Source organism: Variovorax sp. GW531-E2 (assembly GCF_059423125.1).
In genome coordinates this window covers 1-14,310 of the sequence record NZ_JBWKXQ010000097.1, presented here as the reverse complement: position 1 = coordinate 14,310, position 14,310 = coordinate 1, and the positions used below count along the sequence as shown (strand labels likewise).

Genomic DNA, 14,310 nt, shown 5'->3' with positions numbered 1-14,310 from the left:
GGGTGCTTCCCGCAGCGAAATCAAGGAGGAGGGGCGAAGCCCCGGGGGACATTCGCGGAGGGAAGTACCCGGTGGCCCGGGCACGCGCCCCGAACAGCAGCGCCAAGAACGGTCAGTCGACCTTCGCCCCAGAAGCCTTCACCACCGCCCCCATCGCATCCCAATCCGCACGCAGCAGCTTCTGGAAGGCCTCGGCACTCTGGCTGCGCGGCTCCACGCCCAGGCGCTTGAAGCGTTCCTGGATCGCCGGATCGGCCAGCACCTTGTTGGCCGCCGCGTTGATGCGCTCGACCTCGGCCTTCGGCGTGCCCGCCGGTGCCAGCAGGCCAATCCACGAATCGAAGGCGTAGCCCGGCAGGCCGCTCTCGCCCACCGTCGGCAGCTTCGGCAGGAAGGGGCTGCGCGACTGGCCCGTGGAGGCCAGCAGCTTCACGCGCGCGTCGTCCTGGAAACCCATCACGCCGATGCTCGACGAGATGACCGCCTGCACCCGGCCAGCGAGCACCTCGTTCACGGCCTCGCCGGTCGACTTGGTCGGGATGTGCGTCATCTGCAGCCCCGCCTTCGCCAGGAACGACGCCATCGCCAGGTGCGTGGCGCTGCCGTTGCCGGCCGAGGCGTAGTTGTACTTGCCGGGGTTGGCCTTGACCTCCTTGATGAAGTCGGCCGTGTTGGACACGTTCATGCCGCTGGCCACCGCCAGCACATAGCCCGCGTTGCCCACGTTGGCCACGCCGACGAAGTCCTTCAGCGGGTCGTAAGGCAGCTTGCTGTACAGGAAGCCCGCGATGTTGTGGCTGGCCGCCGCCAGCACCAGCGTGTTGCCGTCGGCCGGCGCCTTGGCCGCCACCGCCGCGCCCACCGTGCCGCCCGCGCCCGCGCGGTTCTCGACGATGGCGCTGCCGCCGAGCGCGACGCCCAGCTCGTTGTTGAAGGCGCGCGCCACCGTGTCCTGCACGGCGCCCGTGCCGAAGGGCACGATGATGTGGATCACGCGCTGCTGCGCGTGCGCGGCACCAAGGCCGCCCAGGGCCACGGCGGCTGCAAGCGCAGCCAGCGAACGTCGGGTGAACAGGGAAAAAGTCATCGAGGTGGCCGCTTTCATCGTCAACAAAAAAGTCGTTTTTCAGGTGCCCGACGGCAGCCAGCGCTGCACCAGCTTCACGAAGTAGCTGGCACCGATCGGGATGATCTCGTCGTTGAAGTCGAACGAGGTGTTGTGGATGATGCAAGGGCCGGGCCCGTGGCCGTCGAGCCGGTGGTCGCCGTCGCCATTGCCCAGGAAGGCGTAGCAGCCGGGCCGCGCGAGCAGCATGTGCGCGAAGTCCTCGGCGCCCATCACGGCAGGGAAGTTGTCGGTGACCATGTCGTCGCCCACCACCTCGCGCATCACGCCGGCGGCAAAGCGCGCCTCGGCCGGATGGTTCACCGTCGGCGGCGAGGAGCGGTTGAAGTACACCTCGGCCGTGCAGCCGTGCGCCGCCGCCACGCCGGCCGCCACTTCGCGCAGCCGCGCTTCGAGCTTGTCGATGGCCTCGATGGAAAAGGTGCGGATCGTGCCGCCGACCGTCGCCACATCGGGAATCACGTTCGGCGCATCAGAGCCCTGCAGCTGCGTGACCGCCAGCAGTGCGCGCTCGGTGCTGGGAATGGTGCGCGCCACGATGGTCTGCAACTGCTGCGCCAGCGTGACCACCGCGGCCACCGGGTCGATGCCGGTGTGCGGCATCGAGGCGTGCGTGCCGCGCCCGCGCACGGTGATCTTGTAGGTGTTGCTCGACGCCATCAGCGCGCCTTCGTTGAGCGCGAAGCGGCCCACGTCGCCGACGGGAAAGTTGTGCAGCCCGAAGACCGCGTCGCACGGAAAGCGCTCGAACAGGCCCTCGTCGATCATCTTCTTGGCGCCGGCCTTGCCCATCTCCTCGGCGGGCTGGAAGATGAAATGCACGGTGCCGTCGAAATCATCCGGCCCTTGCTGCGACAGGTGCCAGGCGGCCGCCAGCAGCATCGTCGTGTGGCCGTCGTGGCCGCAGGCGTGCATGCGGCCGGGGCTCGTCGACTTGTGGGCGAACTCGTTGGCTTCGTGCAGCGGCAGCGCGTCCATGTCGGCGCGCAGACCGATGGTGCGGCTGCCCGTGCCCTTGCGCAGCACGCCGACGAGGCCCGTGCCCGCGATGCCGCGGTGCACCTCGATGCCCCATTCAGTGAGCAGGCTCGCGACCTTCTCGGAGGTGCGGTGCTCCTCGAAACCGAGTTCGGGGTGCGCGTGGATGTCGCGTCGGATGTCGATGAAACGGGTGGCGTGGGCGGCGAAGGCGTCGACGAGATTCATGGCGGGCGGCTGCGGGATCGTTCGCGAAAAACAGAAGCGAACGATTCTGGCGCAGCCGCCCGCGCGGCGCATGCTGGCTTACGCGCGGTTCGTCGCTCAGCCGAGCCGGCCTTCCTCGCGCAACTTCGCGCCGATGCGCCGGATCTCGGCCTCGCCCCGGTCGAGCGTCGCGCGGCTGGTGTGCACCGAGTAGTGGCCCATCACCAGCTCGTGCGGATGCGGCACCGCCGAGCCGAGCACGAAGGCCGTGTCGCCCTGCGCCACGACGTCGATGGCCGCACCGGACTCCTCGAACACCGCGAGCTCGCCCGTGCCGATGGGGCCGCCGGTGCCGTCGCCCGCGTCGAGCCGGCCCGCGTTCACCGCCACCCAGCCCACCGTGTGGCCGGCGGGCGGCGTGTAGCGCCAGCGTTCGCCGTCCTTCAACTGCACGGCCAGGTAGTTCATTGGCGAGGGCGCCGGAATGGGGCTCTGCGCCGCGCCGTAGCGCCCGAGCAGCACGCGCGCCGGGCCTTCCTGCGGCACCTGCGAAGGCGCGAGGTAGATGCTCTGCGCGGGCGCGTTTTCCTCGGCGGCCGGCAGCGCCACCCAGAGCTGGAAGCCCTGCACGCGCGTCACGCCCGGCGCCGGTGCGCCCGTGTGCCACACGCCGTTGCCCGCGCGCATCCACTCGACGCCGCCGCCGCGCAGCACGCCCTGTTCGCCGGTCGTGTCTTCGTACAGCGTGTCGCCTTCGATCAGCCAGGTCAGCGTGGCGATGCCCGAATGCGGGTGCAGGCCGAAGCCCTTGTGGCCGCCATCGACATCGAAGCCGAACAGGTCCAGGAACACGAAGGGCTTGAGGTACTCGCCCAGGTCGCCGGGGCTCATGAGCCGCGTGATCGGCCCGTGCCTGGCGCCGCGCGTGCGGTAGACGATGGCGCGGGTGTCGGTGGCAACAGCGGTGGTCATGCGGCCTCCCTGGCGGTCTTCAGTGCGCGGGTCCACCACGCCATGTCGTCGAGCAGGCCCGTGGCCGACTGCGCCAGGTGCGGGAAGTCGCCGAAGCTCTTGCCCTGCTGCCAGATGCCCAGGAACTCGACCATGCCGATGTGCACCGCGTGGCGCACCGGCGCCATCTGCATCTCGACCGCGACCAGCCGCAGCTGCTCCACCGCCCGCGCCGCGCCCACGCCGCCGTAGCCCACGAAGCCGATCGGCTTGCGGATGAACTCCTTGTAGGCCCAGTCGATCGCGTTCTTCAGCACCGCGCTCGGGCCGTGGTTGTATTCGGGCGTGACGATGATCAGCCCGTCGAAGGTGGCCAGCTTGGCCTGCCAGCGCTGCGCGGCCTCGTTCTTCACCGGGCCCCAGGCGGGCGCGCCGGCTTCGTTGAAAAAGGGCAGCGGGTGCTCGCGCAGGTCGACCAGCTCGAAGGCGAGGTCGGTGCGCTGCTTCGCGATGTCGTGGATCCACTGCGCGGGCTTCTCGCCGAAGCGGCCTTCGCGGGTCGAGCCGATGACGATGCCGATGCGGGGTTGTTGTTGTGCGCTCATGGGGTGCGTGCTCCTGAATGAAATGAGGTGGTCGAAGGCCGGAAAGGCCATGGACTCAAGGTTAGGCACGCACGCATTGATCGACTAGACGGTAGAGTCGGATTGCACTCGTCCACGAACAAAAGGAATAGGCCCCGCCATGCTCGACCTCAACGACATCGCCGTCTTCGTGCAGGTGGTGCGCCACGGCAGCTTCGCCGAGGCCGGCCGCCGGCTGGGCCTGCCGCCCAACACCGTGAGCCGGCGCATCCAGCAATTGGAGGCGCAGCTCGGCACCCGGCTGCTGCAGCGCTCGACCCGCAAGCTCACGCTCACCGGCGCCGGGCAGGCCTTTCACGAACAGTGCGCCGAGGCGGTCGACGGGCTGGTCGAGGCCGGGCAGGCGCTCATCACCGGCAGCCAGGAACCCAGCGGCCGCGTGCGCGTGGCGGCCACGGCCGATTTCTTCGACTTCTTTCCCATGGCCTGGGTGGCCGACTTCCTGGCCGCGTACCCGCTGGTGCGCGTCGAGTTCGTGCTCAGCGACGCCAAGGCCGACCTGATCGCCGAGCAGATCGACATCGCCTTCCGCGGCGGCGCGCTGGCCGACTCGGGGTACGTCGCCCGCCAGCTGCTCGGCCCGCGCACCGACGGCCTCGTCGCCAGCCCCGCCTACCTGGCCGCGCGCGGCACGCCCGCCGCGCTGGGAGACTTGGCCGACCACGACTGCGTGACCCCCGCCCACCCGAGCGGCCGCACCACCTGGCGCCTGACCGGGCCCGGCGGCAAAGAGGAAGAAGTGCAGGTCGGCGGCCGCTTCAGCGGCAACACCGCGCAGGCGCTGCGCAAGGCCGCCATCGCCGGCCTGGGCATCGCGCTGCTGCCGCCGGCCATGGGGCGGCTCGACGTGGAGGCGGGGCGGCTGGTGCCGGTGCTGCCACAGTACCAGCGCACCGGGCACGGGCTGAGCGTGGTCTACCCGAGCCGCAAGCACCTGCCGCGGGCGGTGTCGGCGTTCATCGGGATGGTGACGCAGAAGCTGCGGGAGGAGGAGGCGTTGCCGGATGTGTGGCGGGCGCGGATGACCTGACTTCGGACGCGGATCGATTTCCACAGAAAATGCCCGCCATGAAAATCGAAAAAGACACCGTCGTCACCCTCAAGTACAAAGTCGCCGACGCCCAGGGCAAGCTCATCGAAGCCAGCCCCGAGCCGATGGCCTACCTGCATGGCGGTTACGAGAACACCCTGCCCAAGATCGAGCAAGCGCTCGACGGCCAGGAAAAGGGCTACCAGACCACGCTGAACCTCGCCCCCGAAGACGCCTTCGGCCTGCGCGACGAGGCGCTGGTGCGCAGCATTCCCAAGACCGAGTTCCCGCCCGGCGTGAAGGTCGGCGGCCAGCTGCAGGGCCGGCTCGACGACGGCACCGAGCACGTCTTCACCGTGACCAAGATCAAGGGCCCGGTCGTGCTGCTCGACGGCAACCACCCCTGGGCCGGCAAGGCGCTGAAATTCAGCCTGCAGGTGACGGACGTGCGCGCGGCGCTGCCGGTGGAGATCGAGCACCGGCATGTGCATGGGGCGCATGGGCACCATCACTGAGTGACAGGGTCGGTGACGAACGCCGAGGGCCGCGTGGCCCGGCGTTCGCTTCGCCAGTTGCTTCCTGGTTACTTCTTCTTCCAGAACCTCGGCGCCTCGCCGATTCTCTCCAGCGCCTCGCGACACGCCGTCGCCCCCGCCGCGCGGCGCGCGCTGAACCATCCCACCGCAAACCACGCACGCGGGTCGCGCGATGCGACCTCGCGGTACAGCGCGAGCGCCACGGCCTCGTCGTTGAACGCGCCCAGCGCGTCCTGCGCGGGGCGCAGGGCCTTCAGGTAGCGCTCGGCCGCGTCCTTCTTCTTTTTGCCGCCTTCCGCCTCGGCGAACAGCGGCGCCGCGAACTCCGCCAGGTAGCGCAGGCGCTTGAGCCGCTTGCGCGCGCGGTGCTGGTGTTCGGTGGCGAGCGATTCGAAACGCCGGCCGTCGCGCACGGCCTGTTTGTGCAGGCGCTGGAGCCGCTCGCGCAGCAACTGAAGGGCCGCGTCGGCAGCGAGCGGCGTCGGGCCCGTCGACTCGGGTGCGGTGGCGGTGAAACCGATCAGCGACACCAGCACGTCCTGGAACGCGGCGGCGCGCACGATGTCGCCGGGTGTCGATGCCGGCGCGCCAGCCGCATCGCTGGCATCGCCCGCCAACAGATCGACCTCCGGCGCCCCCGCTTCGCGCAGCCGCGGCTGCGCGAGCTTCACCACCTGTTCGCGGTCGCGCAGTTCGCCAAGCGCGCGGAAGGCGTCGACCAGCGGCGGCTCCCAGCCGGCGGCGTCGAAGCGGCTGGCGTTGGCATCGAGCCCCGCCAGCTCGCGCAGCGCGGTGCGCAGGCGGCGGATGCCGATGCGCAGCTGGTGGATCTGTTCCTCATCGGTGCTGCCCGCGGCGATCTCGCTGGCGTTGGGCAGCATCTGGTCGAGGCACGACGCGACGATGGCCTGCTGGATGGCGCGGCCGCCGAGGCCATGAGTGGGGAAGCGCGGCGCTTCGGCCTTCACGGCGGGCACCGTCTCCTGCTCGGCCAGCAGGCGCATGCCGCGCTCGGCCTTGGAGACGGTGCTGAACCACAGGCCGTGCTGCTGCGACCAGCGCCGCGCGAGCGCCACGAGCCCCTGCACGTCGCCGCTCTTGAGTTCGAGCTCCAGCTCGCACACGGGCGAGGCGCGCTGCGCGGGCGTGCCCGCGTGCGCGACGACCTTGCCGACGTCGAGCGCCATCTCGACGACGGCGCCGCCCGGGCCGCTCACGCGCAGGTCGCGCGTGAGCCGCACGATGTCGGTCGACTGGCGTTCGACCAGCGGCACCGCGCCGCCATCGGCCGGCTGCAGAAGGCGGGCCAGTCGCTCGCCGACGGGCGTGCCGGCGTGGCGCGCGGGGTCGATGGCGGGCGCGGCGGCGCCGGTGCCCAGGTCGACGTTGTGCTCGAGCCGGTGCAGCGCGTTGTCGCCGGCGGCCTTGACGGTCTGCACCCAGCGCCGGCCCTCCTTGCGCAGGCGCAGCACCATGCCGTCGGCGACGAGACGCTGGTCGGCGGTGTCGAAATAGCGGGCCTGGAGGCGCGTGCGCACGACGGCGCCGCGCCGCAATGCGGCTTCGACGGCCTTCAGGCGGCCGGCGGGAATACAGAACTTGAACTCGATTTCCATGGTGTTCATGATGCCCGCTCTTTTTCCCCCTCAACGAGGTGGTGCCGGCCGATTTCCGGTGCTTCGAAAAATCATGTGGACACCGTCCATTTTCTTTGATATCTTTTGTGGACGGCGTACACAAAGACGTCGGCAAACACCCCATTCACCCTTCATCAGCACAGGAAAGACACCATGGCCACCAAGCAGATCTTCGTGAACCTCCCCGTCCGGAACCTCGACAAGAGCAAGGCTTTCTTCGGCGCGCTGGGCTACACCTTCAACCCGCAGTTCACCGACGCCAACGCCGCCTGCATGGTCATCCACGAAGGCAGCATCCACGCGATGCTGCTGATGGAGGACTACTTCAAGACCTTCACGAACCAGGGCATCGCCGACGCCCGCAAGGAGAACGAGGTGCTGGTGTGCCTGTCGTGCGAGAGCCGCGCCGAGGTCGACGAACTGGTCGCCAAGGCGGTGGCCGCCGGCGGCACGACGCCGCGCGAGCCGAAGGACTACGGTTTCATGTACGGCCACGGCTTCCAGGACCTGGACGGCCACATCTGGGAACTGGTCTACATGGACCCGAACGCCGAGATGCCCTCGCAGTGAACGCGGGGGCCGGACGATGCCCATCGTTCCATATGCGCTCTTGATCGTTGCGCGGAAGGCACCTACCGAAAGGCGGCGGCGCCCCGATATTCCTGGTTCCGGCGCGGCCCGCATGGCGGCCGTGCCCGCCTCACCAAGGAATACCGACATGTCCGACAGCAACGACAACCACAGCGCGTCTCCCATCGTCCAGGTCCAGCCGCTCGGCTTCCCGTGGCAGACGCTGGACCCCTTCCTGTTCTGCGTCTACCACGACGACGCGTACCCGAAGGGCAACGGCCGCATGGGCCCCGAGGCCTCGCTGGCCGGCCGCCAGATCGGCCAGGACTTCAGCCGCAAGGACGGCTGGAGCATGTACCACGGCGAGACGGTGCCGGGCTTTCCCTCGCACCCGCACCGCGGCTTCGAGACGGTGACCATCGTGCGCAAGGGCCTGGTCGACCACTCCGACTCGCTGGGCGCCACGGCGCGCTTCGGCGGCGGCGACGTGCAGTGGCTCACGGCCGGCAAGGGCATCGTGCATTCGGAGATGTTCCCGCTGCTGGACGCCGGCGCGCCCAATCCGCTGGAGCTGTTCCAGATCTGGCTCAACCTGCCGGCGAAGAACAAGATGGCCGAGCCGCACTTCACGATGTTCTGGTCGGAGGCGATTCCGCGCTTCGCCTCGGACGACGCGCAGGGCGGTCGCACCGAGGTGGCGGTGATCGCCGGGCGCTTCGGCGGCGATGACGCGCAGGCCCAGGCGGCCATCGACCCGCTCGCGCCGCCGCCCGATTCGTGGGCCGCGCAGGCCGGCGCCGACCTCGCGATCTGGACGCTGCGCATGACGCCCGGCGCGCGCTGGACGCTGCCGCCTGCCACCGGCGAGGGCACGCGGCGCATGCTGTATTTCTTCAAGGGTGCGACCGCGCAGGTGGCGGGTCGGCGCGTGGACGGGCCGGCGGCCATCGAGCTGCGCGCCGACGCAGCGGTGGAGCTGTGCAACGGCCCCGAGGGCGACGGCGAGTTCTTGCTGCTGCAGGGCCGCCCGATCGCCGAGCCGGTGGCGCAGTACGGCCCCTTCGTGATGAACACGCAGGCCGAGATCGCCCAGACGATGGCCGACTACCGCCGCACGCAGTTCGGCGGCTGGCCCTGGGACGACCCGGCGCCGGTGCATGGGGCCGAGGCCGCGCGCTTTGCGCGGCACCCCAACGGGCGCGAGGAAGTGCCGGGAGCCTGATCTACATCGGCTTCCGGGGCTGCGCGGTTCTCAGTAGCCGCGCAGCACCTCGACGCTCAGCGCGGTCATGCTCGGGATGAACTCGATCACGTCGGTGCGCGCGACGCCGCCCTGCACGAAGGGGTCGCGCGCCAGCACCGCCTCGAGCCCCTCGCGGTCGCCCGAGCGCGCGAGGATCACGCCGCCCTTGCGCGGCACCTGGCGCCCCGAGGCCACGAACAGGCCGCTGGCGTAGTGCTTCTTGAGCCAGGTGACATGCGCATCCATCAGCGCGTCGAGTTCCTCGAGCGGACGGATGTAGGTCAGGGTGACGATGAACATGGCAAAGGCAGGTCGATGCGGAAGATGACCCGATCCTATGACCTCGCCACGACCGTGGCGGGGCGAGAGTGTGTCTCGCGGGTAACTGTCGCATGCGGCATGTGCATGCCGGCCTTGTCGCCCACCGGACCTGCGCACCGGCGTGCGATCTCGTAGATTCGGTCGTTGCATTCCTCAGTTCATGTCACTTCACCGGAGACCCTGTTCCATGATCCAAGTCGTTGCCGTCATCACCGCCAAGCCCGGCCAGCGCGCCCTTCTGCTCGAAGCCTTCAAGGCCAACCGCGCCGCCGTGCTGGCCGAAGAGGGCTGCATCGAATACGCGGCCACGATCGACGCGCAGGGCATTCCCCCGTCCAAGGCCAGCTTCGGGCCTGACACCTTCGTGGTGATCGAGAAGTGGGCCTCGCTGCCGGCCCTGCAGGCGCACGCGGTCGCGCCGCACATGGCGGCCTTCAGCGCCCAGACCAAGGAGCTCACCGAGAGCAAGCGCATCCACGTGCTCGAGCCCATCTGACCCTGCCGCACCGCCGCCGCCTTCGCGCGCGGCGCGATGCCTGCTACCCTCGCGCCGGGGAGAAGAAGACATCTCGGACGAGGGGGTTCAAGACATGGCGATCGTCTCCAGACCGCAGGGTCTGCGTTGGCGCACCGGCGCGCTCCTGCTGGCCGCACTGGCCACGGGCTGCGCACAGCTCGGCGCGCCGCCCTATGCCGCCGACTACGAGGCGCTCGACCGGCTCGAGGCGCACAACCCCGGCAAGGTCGCGGTGGCCAAGGTGCAGCCCACCGACCCCAACGACAAGATCAACACCCTGGGCCTGCGCCGCGCCAGGCTCGTGTCGCCCAGCGGCACCTTCGCCCAGTACCTCGAAGACGCGCTGATGCGCGACCTGGGCGAGATCTCGGTCTACGACCCCAAGGCGCCGACCCGCATCGCGGCGCGCATCCTCGTCAATGAACTCGACCTGGGCGTGATCAACGGCTCGGGCCGCATGGACGTCGAGGTCACCGTCACGCGCAACGCCGCGCAGACGCTGCGCAAGACCTACCGCGGCGAGATCGCCTTCGATTCGAGCTACGCCAACATCGTGGCCGTGCCCGCCGGGCAGGCCGCGTACCCGCGCTTGGTGCGGGCGCTGCTGCGGCAGGTGTATGCCGATCCGCAATTCGTCGCGGCCATCGCGCCGTCTGCGCAGTAAGGCCGGGAACGCACCATGACGCTTCTTTCTTTCCTGACACCCCGGCTGGCCGCCGTGCTGGCAACCGCCGTGCTGCTGGCGGGTTGCGCCCACCCGATCACGATGATCACCGAGACCGCACCGCCGCGGTCAACCGCCCACCTCATTCCCAAGAAGGTGGCCTACGTGATGACCGACGCGCAACGCGACCTGCAGGTGACCACCGCTGGCGGCAGCGGCGACCGCGTGAGCTACTACCCGTACCGCGACCTCGAGAAATCGATCCGCGACGCGCTGCGCGCGGTCTACCGCAACGTGGTCGTGCTGCGCACCGCCGACGATGCCAAGGCCAACGAGGCGGCGGGCGTGTCGCTGGTGTTCACGCCGCAGATCAAAACCGATTCGAGCTCGTCCTCGTGGATCACCTGGCCGCCCACCGCCTTCACGGCCGAGGTGGCCTGCGTGGTCACCGACACCGCGGGCGCCGAAGTCACGCGCGTGCGCGCGGTCGGCAACGGCACGGCGGAGTTCGGCGAGTTCAACGGCGACTACGGCCTGGCCGCACGGCGCGCGGCCACGCGGATGACGGCGCAGCTCAGCAGCGAGATACGGCGCAACGAGAAGCTGCGTTGAGCTGTTCGACGACCACTCGCCCAATAAAAAACGCGCCCGAGGGCGCGTTTTTCGTGGGAGTCGCGAAGTCTTACTTCGACACGACCTTCACCATCTCGAGGCACTTGTTCGAGTAGCCCCATTCGTTGTCGTACCAGCTCACGAGCTTCACGAAGGTGCCGTCCAGCGCGATGCCGGCTTCGGCGTCGAAGATCGAGGTGCGCGGGTCGCCGCGGAAGTCGGTGGCGACGACCTTGTCTTCGGTGTAGCCCAGCACGCCCTTGAGCGCGCCTTCGCTCTGTGCCTTCATTTCGGCGCAGATCTCGGCGTAGGTGGCGTCCTTGACGAGTTCAACGGTCAGGTCGACCACCGACACGTCGGAGGTCGGCACGCGGAAGCTCATGCCGGTGAGCTTCTTGTTCAGCTCGGGGATCACCACGCCCACGGCCTTGGCAGCGCCAGTGCTCGAAGGAATGATGTTTTCCAGGATGCCGCGGCCACCGCGCCAGTCCTTGTTGCTCGGGCCATCCACAGTCTTCTGCGTGGCGGTGGCGGCGTGCACGGTGGTCATCAGGCCGCGCTTGATGCCCCACTTGTCGTTCAGCACCTTGGCCAGCGGGGCCAGGCAGTTGGTGGTGCAGCTGGCGTTGCTGATGATGGCTTCGCCGGCGTACTTCTTGTCGTTCACGCCGTAGACGAACATGGGGGTGTCGTCCTTCGAGGGGGCCGACAGGATCACCTTCTTGGCGCCTGCGTCGATGTGCTTCTGCGCGGTTTCCTTGGTGAGGAACAGGCCGGTCGACTCGAGCACGATGTCGGCGCCGACTTCGTTCCACTTGAGCTGCGACGGGTCGCGCTCTTGCGTCAGGCGGATCTTCTTGCCGTTGACGATCAGCGTGTTGCCTTCGACCGTGACTTCACCCTTGAAGCGGCCATGCACCGAGTCGTACTGGAGCATGTAAGCCAGGTATTCCGGCTCGAGCAAGTCGTTGATGGCAACGATTTCGATGTCGTTCTTGAAGTTCTGCACGGCTGCGCGCAGCACGTTGCGACCGATGCGGCCGAAGCCGTTGATACCGAGTTTGATAGCCATCTGACTTGCTCCTAAGGTTGAAAAACTTTTGATCGGACGGGAAGAGGACGAACCGCGCGACGCTCAGTCGCGCAGGGCCGCTTCCACAGTGGCGGCCACGTTCTCCGCCGTGAAACCGAAGTGCTTGAACAGCACGGGCGCGGGGGCCGACTCGCCGTAGCTGTCGATGCCGACCACGGCCGCGCAGCCGTACTTCCACCAGCCGTCGGTGCAGCCCATTTCGACCGCGACGCGCGGGATCTTCTTGGGCAGCACGGCCTTCTTGTAGGCCAGGTCCTGGCGGTCGAAGGTGGTGGTCGAGGGCATCGACACCACGCGCACGGCGATCTTCTTGTCGGCCAGCAGCTTCTGGGCGGCCAGCGCGAGCTGCACTTCGGAGCCGGTGGCGATGATGACGGCGGCTGTCTTCTTGTTCTTGAGGCCGACGTTCTCGGGCTCGGACAGCACGTAGGCGCCGCGGCTGATGTCACCCAGGTCGCTCTTGGCGGCGTAGGCGATGTTCTGGCGGCTCAGCAGCAGGGCGGTCGGGCGCGTGGCGTTCTGCAGTGCGACAGCCCAGGCCACGGCGGTTTCGGCCGTGTCGCCCGGACGCCAGACGTCCAGGTTGGGAATGAGGCGCAGCGAGGCGGCGTGCTCGATCGACTGGTGCGTCGGGCCGTCTTCACCCAGGCCGATGGAGTCGTGCGTGAACACGTGCACCACGCGGCGCTTCATGAGCGCGGCCATGCGGATGGCGTTGCGGCTGTAGTCGCTGAAGGTGAGGAAGGTGCCGCCGTAGGGGATGTAGCCGCCATGCAGCGCCACGCCGTTCATGATGGCGGCCATGCCGAATTCGCGCACGCCGTAGTTGATGTGGCGGCCGATCTCGCCGTGCGGCGGCTCGACGGCATCACCTTGTGCGGCTTCGTCTTCGCCGCCCTGGGGCACCACCGGTGCGGGGGGCGCGTTCAGCACGACGGCGCCGGTCTTGGCGTCGAAGCGCAGCGCGGCGGTGCTCTTGGTGTTGGTGAGGTTGGAGCCGGTGAGGTCGGCGCTGCCGCCGAGCATTTCGGGCAGCGCGGCCGTGAAGGCTTCCAGCGCGAGCTGGCTGGCCTTGCGGCTGGCCACGGTTTCGCCCTTGGTGTGGGCGGCGACCACGGTGTCGAACGCGACCTGGTGGAAGTTCTTGGGCAGCTCGCCCTTCATGCGGCGCGTGAACTCGGCGGCGAGTTCAGGGTACGCGGCCGTGTAGGCGGCGAAGGTGTCGTTCCAGGCGGCTTCGGTCTTGGCGCCTTCGGCCTTGTGGTCCCAGTCGGCATACACCTCGGCCGGGATTTCGAAGGCGGGGTAGGGCCAGCCGATGGCTTCGCGCGTGAGCTTGATTTCTTCGGCGCCCAGCGCCTCGCCGTGCGCCTTGGCGGTGCCGGCGCGGTTCGGGCTGCCCTTGCCGATGGTGGTCTTGCAGACGATCAGCGTGGGCTTGGTGGCTTCCTTCTTGGCCTTGGCGATGGCCTTGGCCACTTCCTTGGCGTCGTTGCCGTCGATCGGGCCGACGACGTTCCAGCCGTAGCCCTTGAAGCGCTCTTCGGTGTTGTCGATGAACCAGGGCTTGACCTGGCCGTCGATGCTGATGCCGTTGTCGTCGTACAGGGCGATCAGCTTGTTCAGGTGCCAGGCGCCGGCGAGGGCGCAGGCTTCGTGGCTGATGCCTTCCATCATGCAACCGTCGCCCAGGAAGGCGTAGGTGTGGTGGTCGACGATGGCCAGGTCCTTGCGGTTGAACTCGGCGGCCAGCAGCTTCTCGGCCAGCGCGAAGCCCACGGCATTGGTGATGCCCTGGCCCAGCGGGCCGGTGGTGGTCTCGACGCCGGGGGTGACGTCGACTTCGGGGTGGCCGGCGGTCTTGCTGTGCAGCTGGCGGAAGTTCTTGATCTCGGCCAGGGGCAGGTCGTAGCCCGTGAGGTGCAGCACCGCGTAGATCAGCATCGAGGCGTGGCCGTTGGACAGCACGAAGCGGTCGCGGTCGAACCAGTGCGGGTTGGCGGGGTTGTAGCGCAGGTGCTCGCCCCACAGGGCGACGGCCATGTCGGCCATGCCCATCGGTGCGCCCGGATGTCCGGAATTGGCTTGTTGAACGGCATCCATTGCCAGCGCGCGGATCGCGTTGGCCATCAGGGCTTGGTTTGCCATGGGCAGTGGGCTTTCGGGGGAAAAGGGTGGGTG

15 protein-coding genes are annotated in these 14,310 nt (G+C 68.7%); 7 read left to right on the top strand and 8 right to left on the bottom strand.

Translation table 11 applies throughout. The features are described 5' to 3' along the window. Positions 1-112 precede the first annotated feature (112 nt). From AC07XP_RS31190 to AC07XP_RS31175, 4 genes are all read right to left on the bottom strand, one after another. Positions 113-1,087 carry a tripartite tricarboxylate transporter substrate-binding protein gene (locus AC07XP_RS31190; RefSeq protein WP_495266840.1) on the bottom strand — a complete coding sequence of 325 codons (975 nt, stop codon included), beginning with the start codon at positions 1,085-1,087 and terminating at the stop codon, positions 113-115. Between the two features lie 39 nt (positions 1,088-1,126). Then, entirely contained in the window at positions 1,127-2,332 is a 1,206-nt protein-coding gene (locus AC07XP_RS31185) for a M20 aminoacylase family protein (RefSeq protein WP_495266839.1), read from the bottom strand. Between the two features lie 96 nt (positions 2,333-2,428). Then, complete coding sequence (locus tag AC07XP_RS31180) at positions 2,429-3,283, bottom strand: pirin family protein (protein ID WP_495266838.1); 855 nt, start codon at positions 3,281-3,283, stop codon at positions 2,429-2,431. Next, complete coding sequence (locus AC07XP_RS31175) at positions 3,280-3,867, bottom strand: NADPH-dependent FMN reductase (protein ID WP_495266837.1); 588 nt, start codon at positions 3,865-3,867, stop codon at positions 3,280-3,282. Before AC07XP_RS31175 ends, AC07XP_RS31180 begins: the two co-directional genes overlap by 4 nt. 139 nt (positions 3,868-4,006) lie before the next feature. Between AC07XP_RS31175 and AC07XP_RS31170 the strand changes: the two genes are divergently transcribed. Continuing rightward, complete coding sequence (locus AC07XP_RS31170) at positions 4,007-4,936, top strand: LysR family transcriptional regulator (RefSeq protein ID WP_495266836.1); 930 nt, start codon at positions 4,007-4,009, stop codon at positions 4,934-4,936. 38 nt (positions 4,937-4,974) lie between these two features. Further along, complete coding sequence (locus AC07XP_RS31165) at positions 4,975-5,451, top strand: FKBP-type peptidyl-prolyl cis-trans isomerase (RefSeq protein ID WP_495266835.1); 477 nt, start codon at positions 4,975-4,977, stop codon at positions 5,449-5,451. Between the two features lie 68 nt (positions 5,452-5,519). Here AC07XP_RS31165 and AC07XP_RS31160 read toward each other — a convergent pair whose 3' ends face one another. Beyond that, positions 5,520-7,097 carry a CYTH and CHAD domain-containing protein gene (locus AC07XP_RS31160; RefSeq protein ID WP_495266834.1) on the bottom strand — a complete coding sequence of 526 codons (1,578 nt, stop codon included), beginning with the start codon at positions 7,095-7,097 and terminating at the stop codon, positions 5,520-5,522. Positions 7,098-7,262: 165 nt separating this feature from the next. Between AC07XP_RS31160 and AC07XP_RS31155 the strand changes: the two genes are divergently transcribed. Together AC07XP_RS31155 and AC07XP_RS31150 are read left to right on the top strand one after the other, a co-directional pair. After that, positions 7,263-7,679, top strand: coding sequence for a VOC family protein (locus tag AC07XP_RS31155; RefSeq protein ID WP_307582369.1), 417 nt, complete (start codon positions 7,263-7,265; stop codon positions 7,677-7,679). 148 nt (positions 7,680-7,827) lie between these two features. Then, positions 7,828-8,901, top strand: coding sequence for a pirin family protein (locus tag AC07XP_RS31150; protein ID WP_495266833.1), 1,074 nt, complete (start codon positions 7,828-7,830; stop codon positions 8,899-8,901). A gap of 30 nt (positions 8,902-8,931) precedes the next feature. On the opposite strand, the gene AC07XP_RS31145 is transcribed toward AC07XP_RS31150, so the two are convergent. Then, positions 8,932-9,222: a YciI family protein gene (locus tag AC07XP_RS31145; RefSeq protein ID WP_062473524.1), complete on the bottom strand. Its 291-nt coding sequence runs from the start codon at positions 9,220-9,222 to the stop codon at positions 8,932-8,934. Positions 9,223-9,430: 208 nt separating this feature from the next. Between AC07XP_RS31145 and AC07XP_RS31140 the strand changes: the two genes are divergently transcribed. The 3 genes from AC07XP_RS31140 (at position 9,431) to AC07XP_RS31130 (ending at position 11,036) form a co-directional block, all read left to right on the top strand. Further along, positions 9,431-9,739, top strand: coding sequence for a putative quinol monooxygenase (locus AC07XP_RS31140; RefSeq protein ID WP_159274194.1), 309 nt, complete (start codon positions 9,431-9,433; stop codon positions 9,737-9,739). A 94-nt stretch (positions 9,740-9,833) separates the two neighbouring features. Continuing rightward, on the top strand, positions 9,834-10,424 hold the full coding sequence (locus AC07XP_RS31135; protein ID WP_495266832.1) for a hypothetical protein: 591 nt from the start codon (positions 9,834-9,836) through the stop codon (positions 10,422-10,424). 15 nt (positions 10,425-10,439) lie between these two features. Continuing rightward, positions 10,440-11,036, top strand: a complete 597-nt coding sequence (locus tag AC07XP_RS31130; RefSeq protein WP_495266831.1) for a hypothetical protein — start codon at positions 10,440-10,442, stop codon at positions 11,034-11,036. Positions 11,037-11,106: 70 nt separating this feature from the next. Here AC07XP_RS31130 and gap read toward each other — a convergent pair whose 3' ends face one another. Together gap and AC07XP_RS31120 are read right to left on the bottom strand one after the other, a co-directional pair. Further along, positions 11,107-12,108, bottom strand: a complete 1,002-nt coding sequence (gene gap / locus AC07XP_RS31125) for a type I glyceraldehyde-3-phosphate dehydrogenase (protein ID WP_056575024.1) — start codon at positions 12,106-12,108, stop codon at positions 11,107-11,109. A gap of 63 nt (positions 12,109-12,171) precedes the next feature. Beyond that, positions 12,172-14,277, bottom strand: coding sequence for a transketolase family protein (locus AC07XP_RS31120; protein WP_062473533.1), 2,106 nt, complete (start codon positions 14,275-14,277; stop codon positions 12,172-12,174). Between the last annotated feature and the right edge of the window lie 33 nt (positions 14,278-14,310).

What these genes read in the sequence shown, in the direction of transcription:
- AC07XP_RS31190 (WP_495266840.1), bottom strand. Translation starts at nt 1,087, where the DNA reads ATGACTTTTTCCCTGTTCACCCGACGTTCGCTGGCTGCGCTTGCAGCC.
- AC07XP_RS31185 (WP_495266839.1), bottom strand. Translation starts at nt 2,332, where the DNA reads ATGAATCTCGTCGACGCCTTCGCCGCCCACGCCACCCGTTTCATCGAC.
- AC07XP_RS31180 (WP_495266838.1), bottom strand. Translation starts at nt 3,283, where the DNA reads ATGACCACCGCTGTTGCCACCGACACCCGCGCCATCGTCTACCGCACG.
- AC07XP_RS31175 (WP_495266837.1), bottom strand. Translation starts at nt 3,867, where the DNA reads ATGAGCGCACAACAACAACCCCGCATCGGCATCGTCATCGGCTCGACC.
- AC07XP_RS31170 (WP_495266836.1), top strand. Translation starts at nt 4,007, where the DNA reads ATGCTCGACCTCAACGACATCGCCGTCTTCGTGCAGGTGGTGCGCCAC.
- AC07XP_RS31165 (WP_495266835.1), top strand. Translation starts at nt 4,975, where the DNA reads ATGAAAATCGAAAAAGACACCGTCGTCACCCTCAAGTACAAAGTCGCC.
- AC07XP_RS31160 (WP_495266834.1), bottom strand. Translation starts at nt 7,097, where the DNA reads ATGAACACCATGGAAATCGAGTTCAAGTTCTGTATTCCCGCCGGCCGC.
- AC07XP_RS31155 (WP_307582369.1), top strand. Translation starts at nt 7,263, where the DNA reads ATGGCCACCAAGCAGATCTTCGTGAACCTCCCCGTCCGGAACCTCGAC.
- AC07XP_RS31150 (WP_495266833.1), top strand. Translation starts at nt 7,828, where the DNA reads ATGTCCGACAGCAACGACAACCACAGCGCGTCTCCCATCGTCCAGGTC.
- AC07XP_RS31145 (WP_062473524.1), bottom strand. Translation starts at nt 9,222, where the DNA reads ATGTTCATCGTCACCCTGACCTACATCCGTCCGCTCGAGGAACTCGAC.
- AC07XP_RS31140 (WP_159274194.1), top strand. Translation starts at nt 9,431, where the DNA reads ATGATCCAAGTCGTTGCCGTCATCACCGCCAAGCCCGGCCAGCGCGCC.
- AC07XP_RS31135 (WP_495266832.1), top strand. Translation starts at nt 9,834, where the DNA reads ATGGCGATCGTCTCCAGACCGCAGGGTCTGCGTTGGCGCACCGGCGCG.
- AC07XP_RS31130 (WP_495266831.1), top strand. Translation starts at nt 10,440, where the DNA reads ATGACGCTTCTTTCTTTCCTGACACCCCGGCTGGCCGCCGTGCTGGCA.
- gap (WP_056575024.1), bottom strand. Translation starts at nt 12,108, where the DNA reads ATGGCTATCAAACTCGGTATCAACGGCTTCGGCCGCATCGGTCGCAAC.
- AC07XP_RS31120 (WP_062473533.1), bottom strand. Translation starts at nt 14,277, where the DNA reads ATGGCAAACCAAGCCCTGATGGCCAACGCGATCCGCGCGCTGGCAATG.